This window comes from Lysobacter silvisoli (assembly GCF_003382365.1).
Classification (GTDB): domain Bacteria; phylum Pseudomonadota; class Gammaproteobacteria; order Xanthomonadales; family Xanthomonadaceae; genus Lysobacter; species Lysobacter silvisoli.
Genome location: NZ_QTSU01000001.1, coordinates 1,639,555 through 1,662,015 on the forward strand (window position 1 = coordinate 1,639,555; position 22,461 = coordinate 1,662,015).

General features: G+C 68.9%; 15 protein-coding genes and 2 tRNA genes. 6 read left to right on the top strand and 11 right to left on the bottom strand.

Annotation, left to right across the window (positions count from 1 at the left end; all coding sequences use genetic code 11):
* Nucleotides 1-299: 299 nt before the first annotated feature.
* The 7 genes from DX914_RS07180 to lexA all read right to left on the bottom strand — a co-directional run bounded on the left by DX914_RS07180 (nucleotide 300) and on the right by lexA (nucleotide 6,371).
* A tRNA-Arg gene (locus tag DX914_RS07180) sits at nucleotides 300-376 on the bottom strand.
* A 136-nt stretch (nucleotides 377-512) separates the two neighbouring features.
* A tRNA-Ser gene (locus tag DX914_RS07185) sits at nucleotides 513-605 on the bottom strand.
* 71 nt (nucleotides 606-676) lie between these two features.
* Complete coding sequence (csrA, locus tag DX914_RS07190; RefSeq protein ID WP_115858319.1) at nucleotides 677-880, bottom strand: carbon storage regulator CsrA; 204 nt, start codon at nucleotides 878-880, stop codon at nucleotides 677-679.
* Nucleotides 881-1,036: 156 nt separating this feature from the next.
* Nucleotides 1,037-3,670 (bottom strand): alanine--tRNA ligase, encoded by a 2,634-nt coding sequence (gene alaS / locus DX914_RS07195; RefSeq protein WP_115858320.1) that lies wholly within the window; start codon nucleotides 3,668-3,670, stop codon nucleotides 1,037-1,039.
* Between the two features lie 168 nt (nucleotides 3,671-3,838).
* A complete protein-coding gene (gene recX, locus DX914_RS07200) occupies nucleotides 3,839-4,453 on the bottom strand; it encodes a recombination regulator RecX (RefSeq protein WP_115858321.1) in 615 nt (204 codons plus the stop codon).
* 54 nt (nucleotides 4,454-4,507) lie between these two features.
* Nucleotides 4,508-5,545: a recombinase RecA gene (recA, locus tag DX914_RS07205; RefSeq protein ID WP_115858322.1), complete on the bottom strand. Its 1,038-nt coding sequence runs from the start codon at nucleotides 5,543-5,545 to the stop codon at nucleotides 4,508-4,510.
* Nucleotides 5,546-5,726: 181 nt separating this feature from the next.
* Nucleotides 5,727-6,371 (bottom strand): transcriptional repressor LexA, encoded by a 645-nt coding sequence (gene lexA / locus DX914_RS07210; protein ID WP_115858323.1) that lies wholly within the window; start codon nucleotides 6,369-6,371, stop codon nucleotides 5,727-5,729.
* A gap of 116 nt (nucleotides 6,372-6,487) precedes the next feature.
* On the opposite strand from lexA, the gene DX914_RS07215 reads away from it, so the two are divergent.
* Nucleotides 6,488-7,423 (top strand): bifunctional helix-turn-helix transcriptional regulator/GNAT family N-acetyltransferase, encoded by a 936-nt coding sequence (locus tag DX914_RS07215; RefSeq protein WP_115858324.1) that lies wholly within the window; start codon nucleotides 6,488-6,490, stop codon nucleotides 7,421-7,423.
* 157 nt (nucleotides 7,424-7,580) lie between these two features.
* Here DX914_RS07215 and DX914_RS07220 read toward each other — a convergent pair whose 3' ends face one another.
* The 3 genes from DX914_RS07220 to DX914_RS07230 all read right to left on the bottom strand — a co-directional run bounded on the left by DX914_RS07220 (nucleotide 7,581) and on the right by DX914_RS07230 (nucleotide 11,532).
* Nucleotides 7,581-8,078, bottom strand: a complete 498-nt coding sequence (locus DX914_RS07220; RefSeq protein WP_115858325.1) for a CinA family protein — start codon at nucleotides 8,076-8,078, stop codon at nucleotides 7,581-7,583.
* Nucleotides 8,079-8,117: 39 nt separating this feature from the next.
* Nucleotides 8,118-8,546: a VOC family protein gene (locus DX914_RS07225; RefSeq protein ID WP_115858326.1), complete on the bottom strand. Its 429-nt coding sequence runs from the start codon at nucleotides 8,544-8,546 to the stop codon at nucleotides 8,118-8,120.
* 409 nt (nucleotides 8,547-8,955) lie between these two features.
* Complete coding sequence (locus DX914_RS07230) at nucleotides 8,956-11,532, bottom strand: TonB-dependent receptor (RefSeq protein ID WP_231118171.1); 2,577 nt, start codon at nucleotides 11,530-11,532, stop codon at nucleotides 8,956-8,958.
* A 461-nt stretch (nucleotides 11,533-11,993) separates the two neighbouring features.
* On the opposite strand from DX914_RS07230, the gene DX914_RS07235 reads away from it, so the two are divergent.
* Complete coding sequence (locus tag DX914_RS07235; RefSeq protein ID WP_115858328.1) at nucleotides 11,994-12,824, top strand: esterase/lipase family protein; 831 nt, start codon at nucleotides 11,994-11,996, stop codon at nucleotides 12,822-12,824.
* Nucleotides 12,825-12,838: 14 nt separating this feature from the next.
* Entirely contained in the window at nucleotides 12,839-13,843 is a 1,005-nt protein-coding gene (locus DX914_RS07240; RefSeq protein WP_115858329.1) for a hypothetical protein, read from the top strand.
* A gap of 5 nt (nucleotides 13,844-13,848) precedes the next feature.
* On the opposite strand, the gene DX914_RS07245 is transcribed toward DX914_RS07240, so the two are convergent.
* Nucleotides 13,849-14,925 (bottom strand): hypothetical protein, encoded by a 1,077-nt coding sequence (locus tag DX914_RS07245; protein ID WP_115858330.1) that lies wholly within the window; start codon nucleotides 14,923-14,925, stop codon nucleotides 13,849-13,851.
* Nucleotides 14,926-15,104: 179 nt separating this feature from the next.
* Between DX914_RS07245 and DX914_RS07250 the strand changes: the two genes are divergently transcribed.
* From DX914_RS07250 to DX914_RS07260, 3 genes are all read left to right on the top strand, one after another.
* Nucleotides 15,105-16,286, top strand: coding sequence for a hypothetical protein (locus DX914_RS07250; RefSeq protein ID WP_115858331.1), 1,182 nt, complete (start codon nucleotides 15,105-15,107; stop codon nucleotides 16,284-16,286).
* Between the two features lie 154 nt (nucleotides 16,287-16,440).
* Nucleotides 16,441-19,041 (top strand): DNA mismatch repair protein MutS, encoded by a 2,601-nt coding sequence (mutS, locus tag DX914_RS07255; RefSeq protein ID WP_196778840.1) that lies wholly within the window; start codon nucleotides 16,441-16,443, stop codon nucleotides 19,039-19,041.
* A gap of 54 nt (nucleotides 19,042-19,095) precedes the next feature.
* A complete protein-coding gene (locus DX914_RS07260) occupies nucleotides 19,096-22,449 on the top strand; it encodes an AAA family ATPase (RefSeq protein WP_231118172.1) in 3,354 nt (1,117 codons plus the stop codon).
* The last annotated feature ends 12 nt before the right edge of the window (nucleotides 22,450-22,461 follow it).

The following is a 22,461-nucleotide window of genomic DNA, read 5'->3' on the forward strand; positions in this document are numbered from 1 at the left end:
CTGCGCGAGCCGCGACCGCGAGGTCTCAGGCGCGTCGGAATTGCGAAGGGCGTAGGTGCGCGGTGCGCGCATTCGCTGGTCGGCGGGGCTCAATCGCGGCTCACGCCACTCCCACAGAAGGCATGAGGGCGGCGTCGGCGAAGGACGTGGGCGATGCGGTTATCGCAGTGTGTGCCGTTGCGCGGCCGCGGCTTGCGCCGCGCCTACCCCAAGGCGCGGCGTGGATTTCGCGAAGCGCGAAACGAAAAGCGCGCAAAACAAAAGGCCGACAATCGCTTGTCGGCCTTTTGAGGAATAAGTGGCGCGCCCGGAGAGATTCGAACTCCCGACCACCAAGTTCGTAGCCTGGTGCTCTATCCAGCTGAGCTACGGGCGCCCAGTCGAAAAAGTATGACGTACAAGTTTCGGTTCGTCAAACCCTTTCGATTTAGTTTCTGCTTCAACCGATCGTGCGATGTAGGCGCGGTCGGCGTGGCAGACAAAAGCCGCCCAAGGGCGGCTCTCGTTGCAACTGGCGGAGACTGAGGGATTCGAACCCTCGATGGAGCTTTTGACCCCATACTCCCTTAGCAGGGGAGCCCCTTCGGCCTCTCGGGCAAGTCTCCGCGGAAACACGTGCAGCGTTTGCGGGCGGGAAGCATAACGGCTCATCCCGCGCGCGGCAAACTTTTTCGTGTCAGCCCGCCGCGTTCTTGCCCGAATCGTCGGCCGGATCCTCGCCGCGCTGGATGCGCTGGTAGATCTCTTCGCGATGCACAGCGACATCTTTCGGTGCGGTAATACCGATACGCACCTGGTTGCCCTTGACGCCGAGCACGGTGACGGTCACCGAGTCGCCGATCATCAGGGTCTCACCGACGCGACGCGTCAGGATCAGCATTGGAAAACCTCCTCGTGCCGGCAATTCGTTTGCCGGCGTTGGCGTCTAACCGCACCCTAAAATCGCGGAAAGCGCTTACAGTTTTGTACACAAACGTGAACCATCTTAGCCAGCGGCCAAAACCGGCCGCAAGCGATAGAAGTCACCGTTCGCCGTTCAGATTAACCTACTCTCAACCCAGCCCGCGACCCCGGCCAGGGCCTGGGACAGGGCCGGGCCGTCGTCGCCGCCGCCCTGCGCCATGTCGGCGCGGCCGCCGCCCTTGCCGTTGATCTGACTGGCAACGTGGGCGAGCAGTTCCCCCGCCTTGACCTTGCCAGCCGCGCTTCCATTCACTCCGGCGACCAGGGCCGCCTTACCCTCGCTGGCACCAGCCAGCAGGATTACCGCATCGCCCAGCTGCTGCTTGAGGCGGTCGACCGCCTCGCGCAACGCCTTGGCGTCGAAACCTTCCAAACGGGTGGCCACTACCTTGACCCCACGCACCTCGGCGGCCTGGCCGGCCAGGTCCGAGGTGGCGCCGGAGGCGGCCTTGGCCTTGAGCGCGTCGAGCTCGCGCTCGAGCTTCTTCTGCCGGTCCAGCAGCGAACGCAGCTTGTCGGCCACGTCGGCGGCGTTGCCGCCCAGCAGGCGCGCGGCCTCGTCCAGGCGCTGCTCCTCCTGGGCCACGTAGTCCAGCGCGCCCTGCCCGGTCAGCGCCTCGATCCGGCGCACGCCGGCCTGGACGCCGCCCTCGGCGACGATCTTGAACAAGCCGATGTCGCCGGTACGGCCGACATGGGTGCCGCCGCACAGCTCGGTCGAGGCCTCGCCCATGCGCAGCACGCGCACCTGGTCGCCGTACTTCTCGCCGAACAGCGCCATGGCGCCGAAATCCAGGGCTTCCTGCATGCCCATCTGGTGGACTTCGGCCGGGTAGTTGCGGCGCACGTCGGCGTTGACCTGGCGCTCCAGCTCGGCCAGCTCGGCGTCGCTGAGCGGGTTGAAATGGGAGAAGTCGAAACGCAGGCGGTCGGGCGCGACCAGCGAGCCCTTCTGGGTCACGTGCTCGCCCAGCAGGCGGCGCAGGGCCGCGTGCAGCAAGTGGGTGGCCGAGTGGTTGAGCACGGTCGCGGCGCGGCGCGCCTCGTTCACGGCGCCCAGCACGCGGTCGCCGACCTTGAGGGTGCCTGCGGTGAGCTTGCCGACGTGGCCGTGGAACTGGCCGCCGAACTTCTGCGTGTCCTCGACCAGGAAGCGGGTGCCTGCTTCGTCCAGCTCGCCGGTGTCGCCGACCTGGCCGCCGCTTTCGGCGTAGAACGGCGTGCGGTCCAGGATCACCACGCCCTCGTCGCCGACCCGCAGCTGGTCCACGGCCACGCCCTCGCGCAGCAGGGCCACCACTTGCAGGCCGCCTTCGGTCAGGCGGTCGTAGCCCAGGAATTCGGTCGGCGCCAGGCGCGCGGCGACTTCGGCCGGCATGCTGGCCTTGTTGCCGAAGCTGCCGGCCTCGCGCGCCTTGCGGCGCTGCTCTTCCATTTCGGTTTCGAAGCCGGCCATGTCCACGCCCAGGCCGCGTTCGCGCGCGATGTCGGCGGTCAGGTCGGCCGGGAAGCCATAGGTGTCGTAGAGCTTGAACGCGTCGCTGCCGGCGATGTTGCCCTGCGAGCGCGCGGCGATTTCGTCGAAGATGCGCATGCCCGCGTCCAGGGTCGCGGCGAAGCGCTCCTCTTCGGCGGCCAGCGCGCCCTCCACCAGCTCGCGCTTGGCGACCAGCTCGGGATAGGCCTCGCCCATCACCTCGACCAGCACCGGCACCAGCTTGTGGAAGAACGGGCCCTTCTGACCCAGCATCCAGCCGTGGCGCAGGGCGCGGCGGATGATCCGGCGCAGCACGTAGCCGCGGCCTTCGTTGGACGGCAGCACGCCGTCGACGATCAGGAACGAACAGGCGCGGATGTGATCGGCGATCACGCGCAGCGACTTGTTGTCCAGGTCGGCGGTGTGGGTGGCCTGCGCCGCGGCCTGGATCAGGCGCTGGAACAGGTCGATCTCGTAATTGCTGTGCGCGTGCTGCAGCACCGCGGCCAGGCGCTCCAGGCCCATGCCGGTGTCCACGCACGGCGCCGGCAGCTTGACCAGGCTGCCGTCGGGCTGGCGGTCGAACTGCATGAACACCAGGTTCCAGATTTCGATGTAACGGTCGCCGTCCTCATCGGGCGAACCCGGCGGGCCGCCGGCGATGTGCTCGCCGTGGTCGTAGAAGATCTCGGTGCAGGGACCGCAGGGGCCGGTGTCGGCCATCTGCCAGAAGTTGTCGGAGGCGTAAGGCGCACCCTTGTTGTCGCCGATGCGCACGATGCGCTCCACCGGCACGCCGATCTTCTTGTGCCAGATGTCGAAGGCTTCGTCGTCGGTCTGGTAGACCGTGACCAGCAGGCGCTCGGCCGGCAGCTTCCAGACCTTGGTCAGCAGCTCCCAGGCCCAGGCGATGGCGTCTTCCTTGAAGTAATCGCCGAACGACCAGTTGCCCAGCATTTCGAAGAAGGTGTGATGACGCGCGGTGTAGCCGACCTGGTCCAGGTCGTTGTGCTTGCCGCCGGCACGCAGGCAGCGCTGCACGTCGGCCGCGCGCACGTAGCCGAGCTTCTCGCTGCCCAGGAAGACGTTCTTGAACTGGACCATGCCCGAGTTGGTGAACAGCAAGGTCGGGTCGTTGGCCGGCACCAAAGGCGCCGACGGCACGATGGTGTGACCCTTGCCGCGGAAGAACTCGAGGAAATCGCTGCGGATTTCGTTGGTGGTTTTCATGCCTGACGCGCGAACTCGATGGGACCGGGCCGGACTGGCGGTCTCCAAGCCCGTGCCCTCACGATGGGGGCGTCGACTGGAACAGGCAACCCAAAACCCGAAAGCCGCGTAGCCTAACAGGCTCCGGCCCCGGTTGCGCGGGTTTGAGCAAGCGGTTTCAGCCGCGCGTCAGTCGTCGGGGTCGAAACGGGTCGCGTTTCGGATGCTGTCGCCGTCGTAGCCCCGGCGCAGCAGGAAATCGGCGGCCTTGCGGCGCAGGGCCGGGTCCTGGGTGGCGGCCTCGCCGAAACGCCGGCGGACCAGGTCGCGGGCATTGGACAGCCAGTCGCCGTCGTAGGCGGCCATGGCCTGGGCCACGGCCTCGCTGCCCAGGCCGTGGGTGCCCAGTTCGGCGCGGATACGGATGGGGCCATAGCCATTGTTGGCGCGGCTGCGGACCAGGCTGTCGGCGAATCGGGCATCGTCCTGCCAGCCCAGCCCGGACAGCTTGTCGATCGCGGTCTCGACCTCGCCGGCGTCCATGCCGCGCGAGGTGAGCTTGCGTTGCAGCTCCTTCCTGGAGTGCTCGCGCCGGGTCAGCAGACCGATGGCGCGTTGGGTGGCGTCGAGCCCGCGCGGGCCGCCGCGGCCGCGCCGGCCGGAGGCCGGTTCCGTACCCCGCTCGCTACCCGGCGCCGACGAGGAGGCGGCGTTGGGTTCGGGGGACGGACGGCCTTCGGACTGGCTGTCTTCGAACAGGCTGCCAGGCGGCAGCGGGTCGTCGTACGGCGGACGGTCGCGCATGGCTTAGAGACGCCGGTCTAGGGCACCGGCCGCCCAGAGGCCGGCGCGCCGGACTCAGTCGTCCAGACCTTCGGAATCGTCCTCGTCGCGCTTGGCCTCGGCCGGCACGAACTTCTCGCGCAGGGCGGCCTCGAGCTTGGCGGCGACGTCGGGGTTCTCCTTCAGGTACTGGCGGGCGTTTTCCTTGCCCTGACCGATGCGTTCGTCGCCATGGCTGTACCAGGCGCCGGACTTCTCGACCAGCTTGGCCTCCACGCCCATGTCGATCAGCTCACCCTCGCGCGAGATGCCTTCGCCGTAGAGGATTTCGGTGACGATCTGCTTGAACGGAGGCGCCATCTTGTTCTTGACGACCTTGATCTTGGTCTGGTTGCCGATGATCTCGTCGCCCTTCTTGATCGCGCCGATGCGGCGGATATCCAGGCGCACCGAGGCGTAGAACTTGAGCGCGTTGCCGCCGGTGGTGGTTTCCGGGCTCTGGCCGGGCATCATCACGCCGATCTTCATGCGCAGCTGGTTGATGAAGATCACCAGCACGTTGGAGCGCTTGATGTTGCCGGTGAGCTTGCGCAGCGCCTGCGACATCAGCCGGGCCTGCAGGCCCGGCAGCTGGTCGCCCATCTCGCCTTCGATTTCGGCCTTGGGCGTGAGCGCGGCGACCGAGTCGACCACGACCATGTCCACCGCGGCCGAGCGCACCAGCATGTCGGCGATTTCCAGCGCCTGCTCGCCGGTGTCGGGCTGCGAAACCAGCAGGTCGTCGATGTTGACGCCCAGCTTGGCCGCGTAGATCGGGTCCAGCGCATGCTCGGCGTCGATGAAGGCGGCGGTGCCGCCGTTCTTCTGGCACTGGGCGATGGCCTGCAGGGTCAGGGTGGTCTTGCCCGAGGACTCGGGACCATAGATCTCGACCACGCGGCCCTTGGGCAGGCCGCCGATGCCCAGGGCGATGTCGAGCATCAGCGAACCGGTGCCGATGACCTCGGCCGCTTCGACCGCGCGGTCGCCCATGCGCATCACCGAGCCCTTACCGAACTGCTTTTCGATCTGGCCCAGGGCGGCCTGGAGCGCGCGCTTCTTGTTCTCGTCCATCGTGGTGTCCTTGAAGGGGGTTTCGTGTTGGAAGGCAATGTAGGGGACGCGGATCGCAGAGGCTGAGACCGCAGCGCCCGGCAACAAAATTATTTCGGCGGACCCTGCCCGCGCTGCCGGCGCGATGCCCGCGCGGGGGTAGGAATTCGCCCCGCCGCGGCCGCGGACTTGTCCGTAGCGCTCACCGGTTCGGCCGCACCAGGCCGCAGTACAGGCCTTCGATGGCGAAGTCCTGATCCGGCCGCACCTCGATGGCCGCGTAGTCGGGATTGCGCGGCAGCAGGCGGATGCGGTCCTTGCCGACCTTGAGCAGCTTGACCGTGATCTCGTCGTCGATGCGCGCGACCACGATCTGACCCGAGCGCGCGTCGCCGGTGCGGTGCACGCCGATCAGGTCGCCGTCGAAAATGCCCTCGTCGCGCATCGAGTCGCCCTTGACCTTGAGCAGGTAATCGGGCGACGGGAAGAACATGTTGCGGTCCAGCAGCACGTAGTCCTCGGTGTCGTATTGGGCGCCGGAGCCGATCGGCAGGCCGGCCGCGACCCGGCCCAGCACCGGCAGGCGCAGGGCGTCGTCGTTGGCGGCCAGCGGCAGGCGGCCCTGCTGCGCGGGCGGCGGCTGCAGTACGCGGATGCCGCGCGCGCGCCCGGGCATGCGCTCGATGGCGCCGGCGGCCTCCAGGGCCTCCAGGTGGTACTGCGCCGCGCGCACGCCCTTGAACCCGAAGGCCCGGGCGATCTCGGTCTGCGACGGCGGGAAACCCTCGGCTTCGATCCGCTCCGCGATTAGCGCGAGGATGGCTTGCTGGGTATCGGTCAGGTCCATGGTTAGCAGTATTACTACTAACAAGGCGCTATCGCAAGCCCGAAATCGGGAAATTTAGTTGACTTTGTCAAGTAGTTTCGCGAACGTGGCCGTGCCCTCCCCTGCGAGCCCCGGCCATGCCCGTCGCCGCTGCCGAAGTCGATGCCGTCCGCGCCTTCAACCGCTACTACACCCGCCGCATCGGCGTGCTGCAGGAAGACCTGCTCGACAGCCCCTTCCCGCTGACCCAGGCGCGCGTGCTGTACGAGCTGGCGCAACACGAACCGGTGGCCGCGCGCACGATCGGCGAAGCGCTGGGCCTGGATGCGGGCTACCTGAGCCGGATTCTGCAGGCCTTCGCCCGCGCCGGCCTGGTCGAGAAGGCGCGCTCCGGCGACGACGCGCGCAGTTATCTGCTGCGGCTCACCGCGCAGGGCCGCGAGGCGTTCGCACGCCTGGACCGCAGTTCGCACGAGGCTATCGAGAAGATGCTGGCGGCGTTGCCGCCGCTGCGCCGCGCGCGGCTGCTGCACGCGGTGGCGGAGATCGAAACCGCGCTGTCGCCGCAGACTCAGAGCGATGCGCAGCGCCTCACCGTTCGCGAGTACGGCATCGGCGACCTGGGCTGGGCGATCGAGCGCCACGGCCGCTTGTACGCCGAGGAATACGGCTGGAACGGCGAGTTCGAAGCGCTGGTGGCCAAACTGTTCGCCGATTTCGCGACCGATCACGACCGCGAGCGCGAACGCTGCTGGATCGCCGAGTTGGACGGCGAGCGCGTGGGCTGCGTGTTCGTGATCCGCAACCGCGACCACACCGACACCGCGCAGCTGCGCTGCCTGCTGGTGGACCCGCGCGGGCGCGGCCTGGGCGTGGGCCGGCGCCTGGTCGAGACCTGCCTGGATTTCGCCCGCGCGGCCGGCTACCGGCGCATGCGGCTGTGGACCAACGACATCCTGGTCGCGGCGCGGCGCATCTACGAGGGCTGCGGGTTTGGTCTGGTCGAGCAGTACCCGCACCACAGCTTCGGCCACGACCTGACCGCACAGGTGTGGGAGCGCGACTTGGACTGAGCGGGGGCGTGGGCCGTGGCAAGCCGCTGCCGATCCAACATCGCGGCGTAATCGCGGTGTCTGCAGCGCCTTAGGGCGATCGCGGCCCACGCCGCACCCACAGCAGGCACGTGCGCGACGGCGAGCGTTTCAAGACGCCGCCATGCCGATGACGCATCTACTCCATCAATCCCAACAAGCCCTGCAGCGCCGCCGCCACGCTCTGCCGGCGCACCGCCTCGCGGTCGCCGTCCAGGTGCAGCACCTCGGCCTTGGGATAGCCGCCGCGGCGCTTCCAGGCCAGCCACACCGTGCCCACCGGCTTGTCGGCGGTGCCGCCGCCGGGGCCGGCGATACCGGTGACCGCCACGGCCACGGTCGCGCCGGTGTTGGCCAGCGCGCCGGAGACCATTTCGATCACCGTCTCGCGGCTGACCGCGCCGAATTGCTCCAGCGTCTGCGGGCGCACGCTCAACAACGCCTGCTTGGCTTCGTAGCTGTAGGCGGCCAGGCCGCATTCGAACCAGCCCGAGGAACCGGGAATGTCGGTCAGGGTCTTGGCGATCCAGCCGCCGGTGCAGCTCTCGGCGGTGACCAGCATGTGGTGGCCCGATCGGGCGGCCTCGCCGATCCGTTCGGCGAGACGTTGCAAGGCGGCATCGGAGACGTCGGTCATGCGCGCACTATAGGGCCTGCGGCATGAACCGGGATTGCCTCAGAAGGTGATCCGCACCGACTCGGCGCTGCGCCGGGCCTGGCCGTGGTGGACCGCCTCGATATTGTTGCCGTCCGGGTCGAGCAGGAAGGCGGCGTAGTAGCCCGGGTGGTAGTCGCGTTCGCCGGGCGCGCCGTTGTCGCGGCCGCCGTGGCGCAGGCCGGCTTGGTGCACGGCGTCGACGGTGGCTCGGTCCTTGGCCTGGAAGGCGAAGTGGTGGCGGCCGGTCAGCGCACCCTGCGCGGCCTTGCTGTCGGCGGTGGACACGAACAGTTCGTCGGCCCAGAAGTAGTCGTCGCCGCTGCCGCCCAGCGGCAGGCCCAATTCCTTGAACACGGCCTCGTAGAAGCGGCGGCTGGCGGCAAGATCGACGACCACCAACTGGATGTGGTCGATCAGGCGTCCGCGGTGCAGTTCGGTGGTTTCCATGAGGGATTCCTGTCGTGGGGGACGGGGCCGCGCGTGGGACCAACGCGCGAGGCGGGGCCGATGGTAGGGAACGGGGTGTGTGCGTGGTGTGGGGGGGAAACGCGGCTCACGCCGCTCCCACAGAAAGAAAAGGAGTGGCGCCTGTGGAATCGGCGGCACCGAGGTTTCGCGGTGTGTGCGATGTCGCGGTCGCGGCTTGCGCCGCTCCTACCCCAAAGTGCCCAGCGGCGCTGCGATTCCGATTGTAGGAGCTGCGCGAGCTGCGACTGCGAAAGCTCGCTCGGCGATGTTTGCGCGGTGTATGCGGTGGCGCGGTCGCGGCTCACGCCGCTCCTACCCCAAAGCGGAAAGCCTAGCCGTTGCGGCTGGGCAACGGCGGCCGCGGACTTGCCGCGGCCGCCGCAGTGGCTCAGTACGAAACCCGGAAGGTCACGCCGTAGGTGCGCGGCGCACCGAGGAAGGCGTTGAACGAGTTGAAGGGGTTGTTCGGCAGCGGCGAGACGTTCTGCAGCGGCGCGTCGAAGCCGACCTGCACGTAGTCCTCGTCGAAGATGTTCAGGCCCCAGAACTCGACCATCCAGCGCTTGTCGCGGCGGCCGATGCCGACGCGGGCATTGACCACGGTGAACGCATCCTGCTCCTTCTCCGGGTCCAGGTCGGAACCGGTGTTGTAGTCGGACATGTACTTGGCGCCGACGTTGAAGCGCGCGACCAGGTCGTTGCCGAAGTTCCAGTCGTAGGTGATCGAAGCCGAGCCCGACCAGTAAGGCGCGAAGCTGACCTGGCTGCCCGGCAGCTTGTACAACGCACCGGCCGGCGCGGTGCCGCCGGGGGCGATGAAGTCGCCGCCGGGACGCTCGTCGCCGTAGCGGGTGTCGGCGTAGGTCAGGCCGCCCTGAATCATCAGGCCGCGGCTGGGCTGCCACAGCACTTCGGTGTCGATGCCCTGCGAGACCACTTCCGGAATCGAGCGCACCACGAAGCTGGTGCCCAGGAAGCTGTTGAGCTGGAAGTCCGAATAGGTCTGGTGGAACAGGGTCGCGTTGAGCAGCAGGTTGCCGTCGGCCCAGGTGGTCTTGGCGCCCAGCTCGAAGCTGTTGACGAACTCGCCCGGGAACGAGGTGTCGTTGACCGGCAGGATGCCCTGCCCCGCGCTGGACAGGCCGTTGGCCGACTGCACGCGGTCCAGGTTGAAGCCGCCGGCCTTGTAACCGCGCGCGCCGGACACGTAGGTCATGACATGGTCGTTCCAGCGGTAGGCCAGCTTCAGCGTGCCCGACCATTCCTTTTCTTCGCGTTCCTGGTGGGTGACCCGGCCGTTGTGCAGCGGGTTGGCCCAGGGCAGGCAGCTGAAGCCGACGATGTTGCTGATGATCGCGGCCTGCTGCGCCGGCGGCAGCGAGGCGAACGGCAGGCCGCGCCCGGTCAGCGCCGCGGCGATGCGGCCCTGCGCGGCCGCGCTGACCTGGCCGTTGGGGCCGAAGTACGAGGCGCAGCCCACGCTGCCGTTGGGATTGCTGTAGCGCGAATCCAGTTCCTTGTCTTCGCGGGTGTAGCGCAGGCCCAGGGTGACGTCGAGCGCGTCGGTGGCGTGCCAGGTGTTGTTGGTGAAGAAGGCCGCGGTCTTGGAGTTCTGGCGGTACTTGTCGTCGGCGCCGAAGCCGGCGAAGGCGGTGCCGAACGGCCGGCCGGTGGTCTGCGACAGGAAGGTCGCCGCGGTCGGCGACTGCGCCAACGCCGGATTGATCAAGGCCAGCAGCGCGGTCGACAGGTAGGGCTCGTAAGCGGCGCCGATGCGGTAGGTCTCGTTGCGGTTCAGGTCTTCGTCGGAGAAGAACAGGCCGAACATCCAATCGACCTTTTCGGTCGAACCGGTCAGGCGGAACTCCTGGCTGAAGGTCTTGAACTCGGTCAGCGATTCGTCTTCGTCGGCGTTGCGGTACAGCAGGTCGGCGCTGGAGAAGTCGAAGTCCAGGCCGTTGATCGCGCGCCATTCGCGCTTGGCCGTGATCGAGGTCAGGGTGGCGTTGTTGAACCAGGGCGTGATCCAGTTGATCTCGGCCGAGACGCCCTTGTCCTTCATGTCCTGCTCGGTGCTGCGGTTGCTGTAGGCCACGCGGCCGAACGGGTCGGCCGTGGGCGACACGCCCGAATCCGGGGACAGCGCGTCGATGATGTTGCCGGTGGCACCACGCACGGTGGTCACGCCCACGCAGCAGTTCTCCTCGCGGCTGGTGAAATCGCCGATGAGGTTGATGTCCAGGTTTTCGGTGGGTTCCAGCAGCAGCTGCGCGCGCAGGGTGTGGAAGTTCTGGTCGAAGTCCTCGGTCTCGCGGCGCGGGCCGGCGCCGGTGCGCACGTCGATGAAGCCGTCGCGCTCGCGCTTGGCGCCATAGACGCGGAACGCGGCGTTGTCGCCGATGGAGGTGTTGAACGCGCCCGACACGCCCAGCGCGCCGTAGTTGCCGACAGTGAGTTCGCCTTCGACGCTGGTGTTGTAATCCGGGCGGCGGGTGATCACGTTGATCACGCCGGCCGAGGTGTTCTTGCCGAACACCGTGCCCTGCGGACCCTTGAGCACTTCGATGCGCTCGACCTCGCCCAGGTCGCCGAAGCCCACGCCGTTGCGCGGCCGGTACACGCCGTCGATCACGACACCCACCGACGATTCCAGGCCGGCGTTGTCGCCGACCGTGCCGATGCCGCGGATGCGCGCGGTGGTCTGCGCCTCGCTCTGGGTGCTGGTCACGGTGAGGCCGGGCACCAGTACCTGCAGATCCTTGACGTCGCGCACGCCGTTGTCCTGCAACAGCTGCTGCGGCAGCGCGGTGATCGCGATGGGCACGTCCTGCAGCGCTTCCTCGCGCTTCTGCGCGGTCACGGTGAGGCCGGCCAGGGTGGTCGCCTCCTCCTCATCCTGCGCTTTCGGCGCTGGATCCTGCGCATGCAGCGGCGCGGCGGCGAGCGCCGACAGCGCTACGGCCACCGCAAAAGCGAGTCGACGTCGTCCATGGTTCCGTGTTCCGTGGCCTGCCGGCTTGCGAGCACTCATCGCTATCTCCCCTGACAATAGTTGAACCGCCGGCCCCTGCCGGCGGCGATCCGGTGTTGCGAATTGACGACCCCTGCGACCGCAGCGCGAACTTCGCGCCCACGCGCCCCCTAGGCACGGCCGGGTGCGAACGACCTACGCCAACGCAGTCCGACCGGGACGACGGCCAGGATAGTTGACGCTGTGCACAAAAAAGATAGCCGAAGCTAACACGCCCGTCGCCTGGGTCATGCGGCGCAGCAGCAATCGCACGACCGTTCGTCCAGACGTCGTTTTCACACGTCACCGCCCCATGCGTTCCTCGACGCGCCGCCGGCAGAAAAATTGACAGCGTTCGCATTACCGCAACAGACTGGCCCGGTCATACATCGGCGAATGCAACAGGGACCGTTCGCATGCCTCATATCGTGGTGGACCAGGTTCGCACGCGCGAACGCGATCCGTCCTATGCCTATTGGAATGTCCGGCCGGCCCAATCGCTGGTGGTGTTCGTGCACGGCTGGGGCGGGCATTGCACCGATACCTGGAAGCCGGCCGCCGGCTACATCGCCGCCCACGACGGCGCGGGCGCCGGACACGACCTGCTGTTTTACGCCTACGACTCGCGCAACCAGCCGGCGGGCGTGTCGGCTGCGCAACTGGCGCGCTACCTGCTGGACTTCCTGGCCGACCCCACCGCGGCGATCAACGCCAGTGCCAAGTTCGGACTGCGCAGACAGGCGACCGCATACCAATCGGTGATCTTCCTTTGCCACTCCCTGGGCGCAGTGGTGACCCGGCAAGCCCTGCTGGATCTGGCGGCCCGCAGCAATGCGCCGCCGGCATGGCTCAACCGGGTGCGTCTGGCCTTGTTTGCGCCCGCGCACAAAGGCGCGCTGGCCACCGAAGTCGGCAATACCCTGCTGTCCGAGTTGCTCGGGGCACCAGGACGGGCGATCGGAGCGGCGTTGCGCCTGAAATGGCAGTCGCTGCTCGACTTGGAACAAGGCTCTTCGTTCCTTGCGACCCTGGAACAAGACAGCCGCGCCTATCTGCAGCACAACCCTGGCGCGGGCTGTGCTCGCGCGGCCGTCGTGGCCTGGGCCAGCAACGACCTGATCGTGGTCCGGCAGAACTTCGCTCTGGATGTCCCGGCCGAAGTGGTGAACGGTACCGACCACGTCTCCATCTGCAAGCCGGCGCAACGCGAACACGATGCCTACGCCCTGATGACCGCCCTATTGTGACCGGTGCCGCGCCCATGAGCGATCTGCTGCAACTGCAACGCGACGCGCAATTGGCCCAGCTGCTGGCCAGCTGCAACTTCGATGCCACGGTGGCCGCGGTTTCGCGGCTCGACGACCGCAGGTTGAAGTACTTGTTGGGCTCGCACCTACTTCACGACTACGAAGGCGAGGAAGTGGCGTTCCGCGATGAGGTGGACGGTGTCGTCAGTACCTTGGGACTGGTCGAACTGGGGGTGGCCTTCGGCGCGGTCGCGGTGCCTGGGCCGGAAGTGCGCGAGTTCCTCGAACGCCCACGCGTGCACCGCTACACCTTCGATTTATACCCGCAGCTCCTGGCAGGGCAGCTGCTGCAGCGCCTGCGCGGAAACCCGGCCTTGCCCGAGGCCGGTCTGGGAGCACCGGAGGACTTCCATCGCGTGCACCAGCTCAACGCGCGCAAGCAACAGGAAGACCTCAACCTTTACCTGTCCCTGTTAGACGATATCGCGGTGGACGATTTCGGTCTTTCCGATTTCCTGGAACGGCTGAATGATCCCAAGCAGATAGAACGGGCGCTGAGCGGCCGCAAATCGACCTTCGCCACCGCGCTGTTCGGCCTGTTCGCGTTCCTCAAATGGAGCAGCGACATCCACGCATTGCTGGAGCGCACCGGCAACGACGTCGCGCGCTCGGTCATCTGGCATCAGTTCGGCTATTGGTTCGTCCTCAGCGGCGGCCAGCGCTACGGGGCGCTCGCTGCCTGCCTGGACAGCGCGCGCGACGCGCTGGGCCAACTGGCCCAAAGCGGCGGCGAGATCGATGCGCCGGAGATCGATCGCTATCTGGCGGTGCTGCGCGAACTCACCTCGCACCGCTATGGGGCACCCCTCGAAACCCGTATCCGGGAGCAGGCGCTGGGCCTGCAGTACCAGACGCTGGCGCTGGCACTGAACGATATCTCGTGGGGACCGACGCTGAGCGTGAGCGTGGCTCTGGAGCCTACGATCCAGCCTAAGCTGCTGCTGGGACACGAAGACTAGACGCCTCAGCAATCCCCCGGCTTGAACGGCCCCGCGCTCGCCGGCCTGGCCGCCGGGTCCTGGACGAAGATCTCCTCGCGCAGTACCGCCTCCACCTGGCTCCAGGGCGTGTTGGCGTCGCGCAGCAGGATCAAGCGGCGCGTGGCGGCGATGGCGGCGCGCACCTGCACCGGGTCCGCGTCGCCGGCCGGGTAACCCTCCTTGTCGGGCCGGTCGTGGCAGGCCGTGGACTGGCCGGTGTAGCTGTAGTGCTCGAGGATGCGCGAACCGCTGCCGTCGATGGCGAACTCGCGGCCGGTATGGCTGCGCGAGTACGAGTCCTGCACGGTGTGCAGCAGGGCGCCGAAGGCCATGTCGCGCACCAGCATGTCGTTGTAGTCCTGACCCAGGCGGAACAGCGTCTGCGCGGTCCAGTCGCGCTTGCTGCCCTGGAACCAGGGCTGCATGGGCGCGAATTCGGCGATCGGCCGGTTCACCGGCAAGCGGTCCGCGCCCTGGCGCAGGCCCAGCCGATAGGCGTACTGCGACCAGGCCATGATCCGCTCCAGGGTGAGCGGCGCCGGTTCGGCGTCGGCGCTGGCCATCGCGTGCAGGAACTGCAGGTCGCCGTAGTGGGTGCGGTAGAGCATCAAGTGGTCTTCGCCGAACAGCGGCTGCGGCGGCCCCTTGGGCTTGGGCGCGGTCTTGGCTTTGACGATGGCGTCGCCGATGAAGCCGATCCAGCAGTCGGGGCGGTGCTTGGGCATCAACACCAGTTCGCCCCAGCACGTGGGCCAGCGCACCGATTTCGGAATGCCCGGCGGGTTGTCGTTCCAGATCACCCCCAGCATCACCCGCTGGTACTCGGGCCGGCCGGGGCAGTCGCTGGCGGAAATGCAGCCGTAGGCCGACAGGGTCATGCGCTCGTGCACCGGCGTGGAGCGCGAGCGCAGCACCGTCTCCACGGTGCGCTGATCCACGCCCAGGTGCCGGGCGAGGCCGGCGGCGTCGGCCGCGGCATCGCGTTCGATCATCAACAGCTGCGAGGCCGGACTGACCCCGGCGGTAGCGGCCAAGGCGGCCGCCAGTATCCACTTGCGCATGGAAGCCCCCTGCTCCCTCCCCGATAGCCGCGCATGCTCCGCAAACGGATGACGCCGCGTCAAATTTCTTCTAGGCTGCCCAAGCACGCATCGACAGGGGGTCTTGCATGCGCACGCTTCGGCTAGGGACGGTCGTCGTCCTGCTGGCAGCCGCCGTTGGCTGTTCCAGCATCAATCACGTGGACACGCTGCCCGACGGCAGCGAAATGACGTTCGCCGGCCTCCGCGACCATTTCGGCGCGCACCCGGCCCTGCATGTGTTGCAGACCCATGGCATGGGCGACCATCCGGCGGCGGACCTCTGCGCGCCCGGTGGGCTCAATCTCAAGCTGCAGGACCGGATAGCCGAGCGGCTGAACTTCAAGGTGCTGCCCGAGTTCGCCGCGCCGGCCACGCAGTCGATCCTGCGCGACGGCGTGGAGGTGGGCAGCTATTCCACCCGGGTGTTCGTCGACGACCTGCAGCGGCCCAGCCGCCAGTTGTACTTCTCGTGCGTGACCTGGGGCGAGGCCAGCCGCCTGATCAAGCGCGAGCTGCTGGAGCTGGACGGCGACTTCCTGGAAACCAATCCGCACGAGGGGCGCCGCGCCTTCATCAACCGCAAGGCCAAGCAGTTCGTCAACCGCAGCTTTTCCGACCCGGTGATCTACGTCGGCGAATTCGGCCCGTTCATCCGCGAAACCGTGCGCGAGGGCATCGCCCGTATCGACGCGGCCCAAAGCCATAACCGCATGGGGCTAGTGCAGCGCTACCCCGCCCTGGTACAAGCGGCGCCGGCACCGGCCACGCAGAGCTTCGTCGCCAGCACGCCGATGGCGGTGATCACCGACAGCCTCGGCAGCCGGGTCCTGTTCGACGTGCTGTGGCCGCGCGCAGGCACCTCGGCGCAGAACGACGAATTCGCGCTGCATGGCGACAGCGATCGCGCCGCCAGCGACCGTGCGCTGCAGCGCGCCGGCCAGCAAGTGCGCGCTATCTATATGCTGGCCAACCAACTGCCGCTGCTGGCCCTGGCCGAACTCAAGCCTCCGCCGCAGGGCCAGCCGCTGGATCGCTGGGCGCGGCAGTCGCCCTGCCTGATGCCGCCGCAGGCCTTGGCCGAGCTGAAGGCGCTGCGACCGAGCGAGCCGGCCCTGACCCTGGTCGCCTTCACCGACGTCAACGACGCCCTGAGCTACCGCCTCAGCGACAAGTTCAAGCAACGCTGCGCCCCGCCAGGCTCCGGCCTGAGCATCGTCAACGTCACCCTGACCAATACCCGCGCCTGGTTCGGCCTGTACGCCAACCTGATCGAGGCCCATGCCGACGGCTTCAAGCACAACGAGGACGCCATCGGCTACGTGGTCGAGGGCAATAAGTAAGCCCCAGGGTCGATCCCTGAACGGCGCCGCCCCCGCGCCGGGGGGCCTGATCTGCTCGGCATTTGTCAACCTTGGGCGGGGCGGCCGACTTTAGCTACCCTGTGGCTCCGCGGACGGCACCCGCCCCGCGCCCTGCGCCACCCCACCGCCCCTGATGACCGATATCGCCGACGCGCGCAAAGCCCCGCAAACCGCGGAGCACACCCCGCTGATGAAGCAGTTCTTCGCCGCCAAGGCGGAGCATCCGGACGTGCTGCTGTTCTTCCGCATGGGCGATTTCTACGAGTTGTTCTACGACGACGCGCGCAAGGCCGCGCGGCTGTTGGACATCACCCTGACCCAGCGCGGCGCCTCGGGCGGGCAGCCCATTCCCATGGCCGGCGTGCCGCACCATTCGGCCGAGGGCTACCTGGCGCGGCTGGTGGCGCTGGGCGAATCGGTGGCGATCTGCGAGCAGATCGGCGACCCGGCGCTGGCCAAGGGCATCGTCGAACGCAAGGTGGTGCGCATCGTCACCCCGGGCACGGTCACCGACGAAGCCCTGCTCAACGAACGCCGCGACACCCTGCTGCTGGCGATCGCGCGCGGCAAGCACGGCTACGGCCTGGCCTGGGCCGACCTGGCCGGCGGCCGTTTCCTGGTCAACGAAGTGGCCAGCGAGGACGCGCTGGAAGCCGAGCTGGCGCGGCTGGAGCCGGCCGAGACCCTGGTCCCCGACGAGGACGGCTGGGCGCCGTTCGTGGCCGAGCGCAGCGGCCTGCGCCGGCGCGCGCCCTGGCTGTTCGACGTCGACAGCGGCCGGCGCCAGTTGTTGCGCTTCTTCGGCCTGCACGACCTGTCCGGCTTCGGCCTGGAAGACCGGCCGCTGGCGATCGCCGCCGCCGCCGCGCTGCTGGGCTACGTCGAGGAAACCCAGAAGCAACGCCTGCCGCACCTGACCTCGATCGCGCTGGAATCCGGCGACGGCGCCATCGCCATGAACGCCGCCACCCGCCGCCATCTGGAATTGGACAGCCGCATCGACGGCGACAGCCGCACCACCCTGCTGGGCGTGCTCGACAGCACCATCACGCCGATGGGCGGGCGCCTGCTGCGGCGCTGGCTGCACCGGCCGCTGCGCGACCGCGCGACCCTGCAGCTGCGCCACCAGGCGGTGGCCACCCTGATCGAGCGCGGCGCCGGCGACAGCGTGCGCGAGCGCTTCCGCGCGCTGGGCGACCTGGAACGCATCCTCTCGCGCATCGCTTTGCGCAGCGCGCGCCCGCGCGACCTGTCGACCCTGCGCGACGGCCTGGGCCTGCTGCCCGACGTGCGCGCGGTGCTGGCGCCGCTGGACGCGCCGCGCCTGGCCGAGCTCGGCGCCGAACTGGGCGAGCACGCCGAACACGCGCACCTGCTGGCGCAGGCGATCGTGCCGCAGCCGCCGGTGCTGGCCCGCGACGGCGGCGTGTTCGCCACCGGCTTCGACGCCGAGCTGGACGAACTGCGCACGCTGTCGACCAATGCCGACCAGTTCCTGGTCGACCTGGAAGCGCGCGAGCGCGCGGCCAGCGGCATCCCCACCCTCAAGGTGGGCTACAACCGCGTGCACGGCTATTACCTGGAAATCAGCAAGGCCCAGGCCGAGAAGGCGCCCACGCATTACACCCGCCGCCAGACCCTGAGCAACGCCGAGCGCTACATCACCGAGGAGCTCAAGCAGTTCGAGGACAAGGTGCTGTCGGCGCGCGAGCGCGCGCTGTCGCGCGAACGCCTGCTCTACGAACAACTGCTGGACGCGCTCAACGAACGCCTGGCCCCGCTCAAGCGCTGCGCCGCGGCGCTGTCCGAACTGGACGTGCTGTGCGCCTTCGCCGAACGCGCGGCCAGCCTGGACTGGGCGCAGCCGGAACTGACGGAGGCGCCGGGCTTGCGCATCGAACGCGGCCGCCACCCGGTGGTGGAGGCGGTGCGCAGCGAGCCGTTCGAGCCCAACGATCTGATCCTGGACGAGGACAACGGCCGGCGCATGCTGGTCATCACCGGCCCGAACATGGGCGGTAAGTCGACCTACATGCGCCAGAACGCGCTGATCGTGCTGTTGGCGCATATCGGCAGCTTCGTGCCGGCCTCGCGCGCCGTGCTCGGCCCGGTCGACCGCATCCTGACCCGCATCGGCGCCGGCGACGACCTGGCCCGCGGCCAATCGACCTTCATGGTCGAAATGAGCGAGACCAGCTACATCCTGCACCACGCCAGCGACCGCTCGCTGGTGCTGATGGACGAGATCGGTCGCGGCACCTCGACCTACGACGGCCTGGCGCTGGCCGAGGCCTGCGCTCGCCACCTGGCCCATCACAATCGCGCCTACACCCTGTTCGCCACCCACTATTTCGAACTGACCGCGCTGGCCGAACCCGGCAACGGCATCGCCAACGTGCACCTGGACGCGGTGGAGCATGGCGAGCAACTGGTGTTCATGCACGCGGTCAAGGACGGCCCGGCCGACCGCAGTTTCGGCCTGCAGGTGGCGGCGCTGGCGGGCCTGCCCAAATCGGTGGTCAAGCAGGCGCGCGCGCGCCTGATCGAACTGGAGCAGCAGGGCCGCGACCATCCCACACCCTCGCTGGCCACCGCCGCACTGGACGCACCGCAGCAGTTCGGCCTGTTCGCGCCGTCGTCGGCGGCGCTGGACGCGCTGGGCGAGGTCGATCCCGACGAGCTCACGCCCAAGCAGGCGCTGGAAGCGCTGTACCGGCTCAAAGCCCTGCTCTGAGGTCCGACGCGCCGCAGCCGCTAGACTGTGGCGCAAACGGTCAACGGAGCGGTCGTGGAAGCCCTGATTTTCGTCGTCGGCCTGGTCGCCGGCCTGATCCTCGCGCGCCTGTACCGCCCCGCCCCGCCGGCGCCGCCGGCCACGCCCATCGCCGCACCGCCCGAGCGCGAAGACGAGCGCAGCGAAGCCGCCTTGCCCGCGCCGCCCAGCGAACCGGAATCCGCGCCGCCCGACGCAGCGCCGGAGACGCCGCAGGATCGTCTGGATCGGCTGGTGCGCGAGGTCATGGCCAACGACGACCGCATCCAGCGCCCGCAGGACCTGATCGCCCAGCCCGCGTTCCAGCAGGGCGTGGACCTGCTCGCCAGCGACGCCTTCAGCGCCGACGAACTGCTGCGCCAGGTGCCCGGCGCGGGTTACGTGCTGCAGTCGATGGCCATCCGCGCCGCTGCGCGCCGCGAGGACGTGGCCTTCGCGCCCTTGCTGGATCAGGCCGGCCAGTTCGGCGCCTATCCGCTGCATCTGCTGATCGAAGCGCTGCGCACGCGCGCCGACGCCGCCTCGCTGCTGCCGCTGATGCGCCACGCCCAGCCGTGGTGGTGGGAGTTCGCCCCGCTGCGCCAGTTGCTGCGCGACTACCTGCAGTGGGCCGAGGGCATGGGCGCGGCGAGCGCGGTGCCGCCGCTGGACGATCTGGACGAGGACGGCATCGCCCAGCTGCGCGAGAGCCTGAGGCGCTTCGCCTCTCCTGCGCTGGCGCCGCTGGCCGAGCAGTTGGAACGCGCCGCGGGCGCGCGCCGCGAAGGCCGCGTGCTCGGCGGCTTCGGCCGGGTCAATCCGCAGCCCAAGCCGCGCACCCGCATCGTCCACGACGAACTGGCCGCGCAACTGCAACGCCTGCACGAGCTCTACAGCGGCGACGACGCGGCCTCGGTGCTGGTCTCCGGCGAACACGGCGTGGGCAAGAGCGTGCTCATCGACCTGCTGACCGAGCGCCTGCAAGCCGAAGGCTGGCTGGTGTTCGAAGCCTCCGCCGCCGAGGTGCTGGCCGGTCAGAGCTACATCGGCGAACTCGAGGAGCGCGTGCGCGAGATGCTGGCGGTGCTCAACCGCAAGCGCGCGCTGTGGCGGGTGCCGGAGTTCGTGGACCTGCTCAACAAAGGCGCGCATTCGCGCGACCCGCGCGGCCTGCTCGACCTGGTGCTGCCGGCGATCGAGCGCGGCGAACTGCGCCTGATCGGCGAGATCACCCCGCGCCAGCTGGCTCAGTTGCAGGTGGCGCGGCCGGTGATCAAGCACCACTTCCGCGCCCTCAACCTGGAGCCCCTGGCCGCCGACGCGCTGGAGCCGGTGGCGCAACGCTGGGCCCAGGCCGAGCGCGAGCGCCACGGCCGCGAGATCGCCGACGCGCGCACCCTGGGCGAAGCCGCGCGCATGGCCGCGCAGTACTTCCCCGAGCAGCACGAACCCGGCCGCCTGCTGCGCCTGCTCGACGACACCCTGCAGGCCGCCGTCGCCAGCGACCCGCCCCGCCTGCCGCTGGACGGCGAACAGGTGCTGGCGGCGATCGCGCGCCGCAGCGGCCTGCCGCTGGAGGTGATCGACGACCGCCAGAGCCTGGACCTGGAGCGCCTGCGCGCGCTCTTCCGCACCCGCGTGATCGGCCAGGACGAGGCCGTGGATGCGCTGCTGGACCGCATCGCCCTGCTCAAGGCCGGCCTGACCGACAACGGCCGCCCGATCGGCGTGTTCCTGTTCGCCGGCCCCACCGGCACCGGCAAGACCGAACTGGCCAAGGCCCTGGGCGAATTGCTGTTCGGCAGCGACGAGCGCCTGTTGCGCCTGGACATGAGCGAGTTCCAGTCCGAGGACGCGGCCTGGCGCCTGACCGCCGACGACGACGGCCAGGGCGTGCGCTCGCTGACCTCGCGCATCCGCCAGCAACCGTTCTCGGTGGTGCTGCTGGACGAGTTCGAAAAGGCCCACCCCAAGGTCTGGGACCTGTTCCTGCAGGTGTTCGACGACGCGCGCTTGAGCGACCGCAGCGGCCACACCGCCGATTTCCGCCACAGCATCATCATCCTCACCAGCAACGTCGGCTCCACGATCACCCGCAGCGCCGGGCCGGGCTTCACCGCCACCCGCGGCGGCTATTCGCGCGCGGCGGTGGAAAAGGCGCTGTTCGAAACCTTCCGCCGCGAATTCATCAACCGCCTGGACCGGGTGGTGCTGTTCAACCCGCTGGACCGCAACCTGATGCGCGAGATCCTGCACAAGGAACTGGCGCGGGTGCTGACCCGGCGCGGCCTGCGCAACCGCGACTGGGCGGTGGAGTGGGAACCCTCGGCGATCGAGTTCCTGCTCGACAAGGGCTTCACCCCGGACCTGGGCGCGCGCCCGCTGCGGCGCGCGATCGAGCACCACCTGCTGGCGCCGCTGGCGCGCAGCATCGTCGAGCACCGCGCGCCGCAAGGCGACCAGTTCCTGTTCGTGCGCAGCGCCGGCGACAAGCTGGAGGTGGAGTTCATCGATCCCGAACCCGCGCCGGCCGCCGCCGCGCCGGCGCCGGCGGGCGCGGTGCCGGCACCCGGCGGCGACGATCTGCGCGACCTGGTCTACGCGCCCACCGCCGATGCGGCCGCGGTCGCGCGCCTGGACGCGCGCCTGAGCGCGCTGGAAGCGACGGTGCAGGGCGCGCCCTGGCGCAACGAGCGCGAGGCCGACTATGCGCGCATGAGCGCCGCGGATTTCTGGGAATCGCCCGAACGCCACGGCGTGCTCGACCGGATCGAACGCCGCGACCGCATCGAAAGCGCGCTCGATACTGCCCGGCGCATGCAGCACCGCCTGCGCGAAGACCGCGGCAGCGACGAATTCGCCGGCCGCCTGGCGCAGTTGCTGTTCCTGCTCGATCTGGCCGCCAGCGCGGTGGCCGAGCAGCGCCCGCAGGACGCGCTGCTGGAAATCGACACCGATCCGTCCGTGCAGCAGCGCCACGGCGCCGACCTGCGGCTGTGGTGGCAGGACCTGCTGGAGATGTACCTGGCCTGGGCGCGCCGCCGCAACATGCGCGTGGAAGTGCTGCGCCAGGACGGCGAACGCTGCCGCGCCTGGCTGGCGATCAGCGGCTTCGGCGCCTACGACCTGCTGCGCGACGAATCCGGCCTGCACGTGCGCGAGGAAGCCGACGAAGGCGCGACCCGGCGCCTGAGCCTGTCGGTGCAGGTCGCGCCCGACCTGCCGGGCCGCGCGCGCGTGCCCGCACCGCGCGCCGAGGACGAGCGGCGGATCTGCCGTCGCTACCGCGACACGCCCTCGCCGCTGGTGCGCGACGGCGTGCGCGGCTGGCGCAGCGGCCGCCTGGACCGTGTCCTGGGTGGCGAATTCGATGTGATCCAGGGCGGCTGAGCTTGAGCGCCC

What these genes read in the sequence shown, in the direction of transcription:
- DX914_RS07245 (WP_115858330.1), bottom strand. Translation starts at nt 14,925, where the DNA reads ATGCGCAAGTGGATACTGGCGGCCGCCTTGGCCGCTACCGCCGGGGTC.
- DX914_RS07240 (WP_115858329.1), top strand. Translation starts at nt 12,839, where the DNA reads ATGAGCGATCTGCTGCAACTGCAACGCGACGCGCAATTGGCCCAGCTG.
- lexA (WP_115858323.1), bottom strand. Translation starts at nt 6,371, where the DNA reads ATGGACCTGACCGATACCCAGCAAGCCATCCTCGCGCTAATCGCGGAG.
- mutS (WP_196778840.1), top strand. Translation starts at nt 16,441, where the DNA reads ATGACCGATATCGCCGACGCGCGCAAAGCCCCGCAAACCGCGGAGCAC.
- DX914_RS07220 (WP_115858325.1), bottom strand. Translation starts at nt 8,078, where the DNA reads ATGACCGACGTCTCCGATGCCGCCTTGCAACGTCTCGCCGAACGGATC.
- DX914_RS07235 (WP_115858328.1), top strand. Translation starts at nt 11,994, where the DNA reads ATGCCTCATATCGTGGTGGACCAGGTTCGCACGCGCGAACGCGATCCG.
- alaS (WP_115858320.1), bottom strand. Translation starts at nt 3,670, where the DNA reads ATGAAAACCACCAACGAAATCCGCAGCGATTTCCTCGAGTTCTTCCGC.
- recX (WP_115858321.1), bottom strand. Translation starts at nt 4,453, where the DNA reads ATGCGCGACCGTCCGCCGTACGACGACCCGCTGCCGCCTGGCAGCCTG.
- DX914_RS07225 (WP_115858326.1), bottom strand. Translation starts at nt 8,546, where the DNA reads ATGGAAACCACCGAACTGCACCGCGGACGCCTGATCGACCACATCCAG.
- recA (WP_115858322.1), bottom strand. Translation starts at nt 5,545, where the DNA reads ATGGACGAGAACAAGAAGCGCGCGCTCCAGGCCGCCCTGGGCCAGATC.
- csrA (WP_115858319.1), bottom strand. Translation starts at nt 880, where the DNA reads ATGCTGATCCTGACGCGTCGCGTCGGTGAGACCCTGATGATCGGCGAC.
- DX914_RS07215 (WP_115858324.1), top strand. Translation starts at nt 6,488, where the DNA reads ATGCCCGTCGCCGCTGCCGAAGTCGATGCCGTCCGCGCCTTCAACCGC.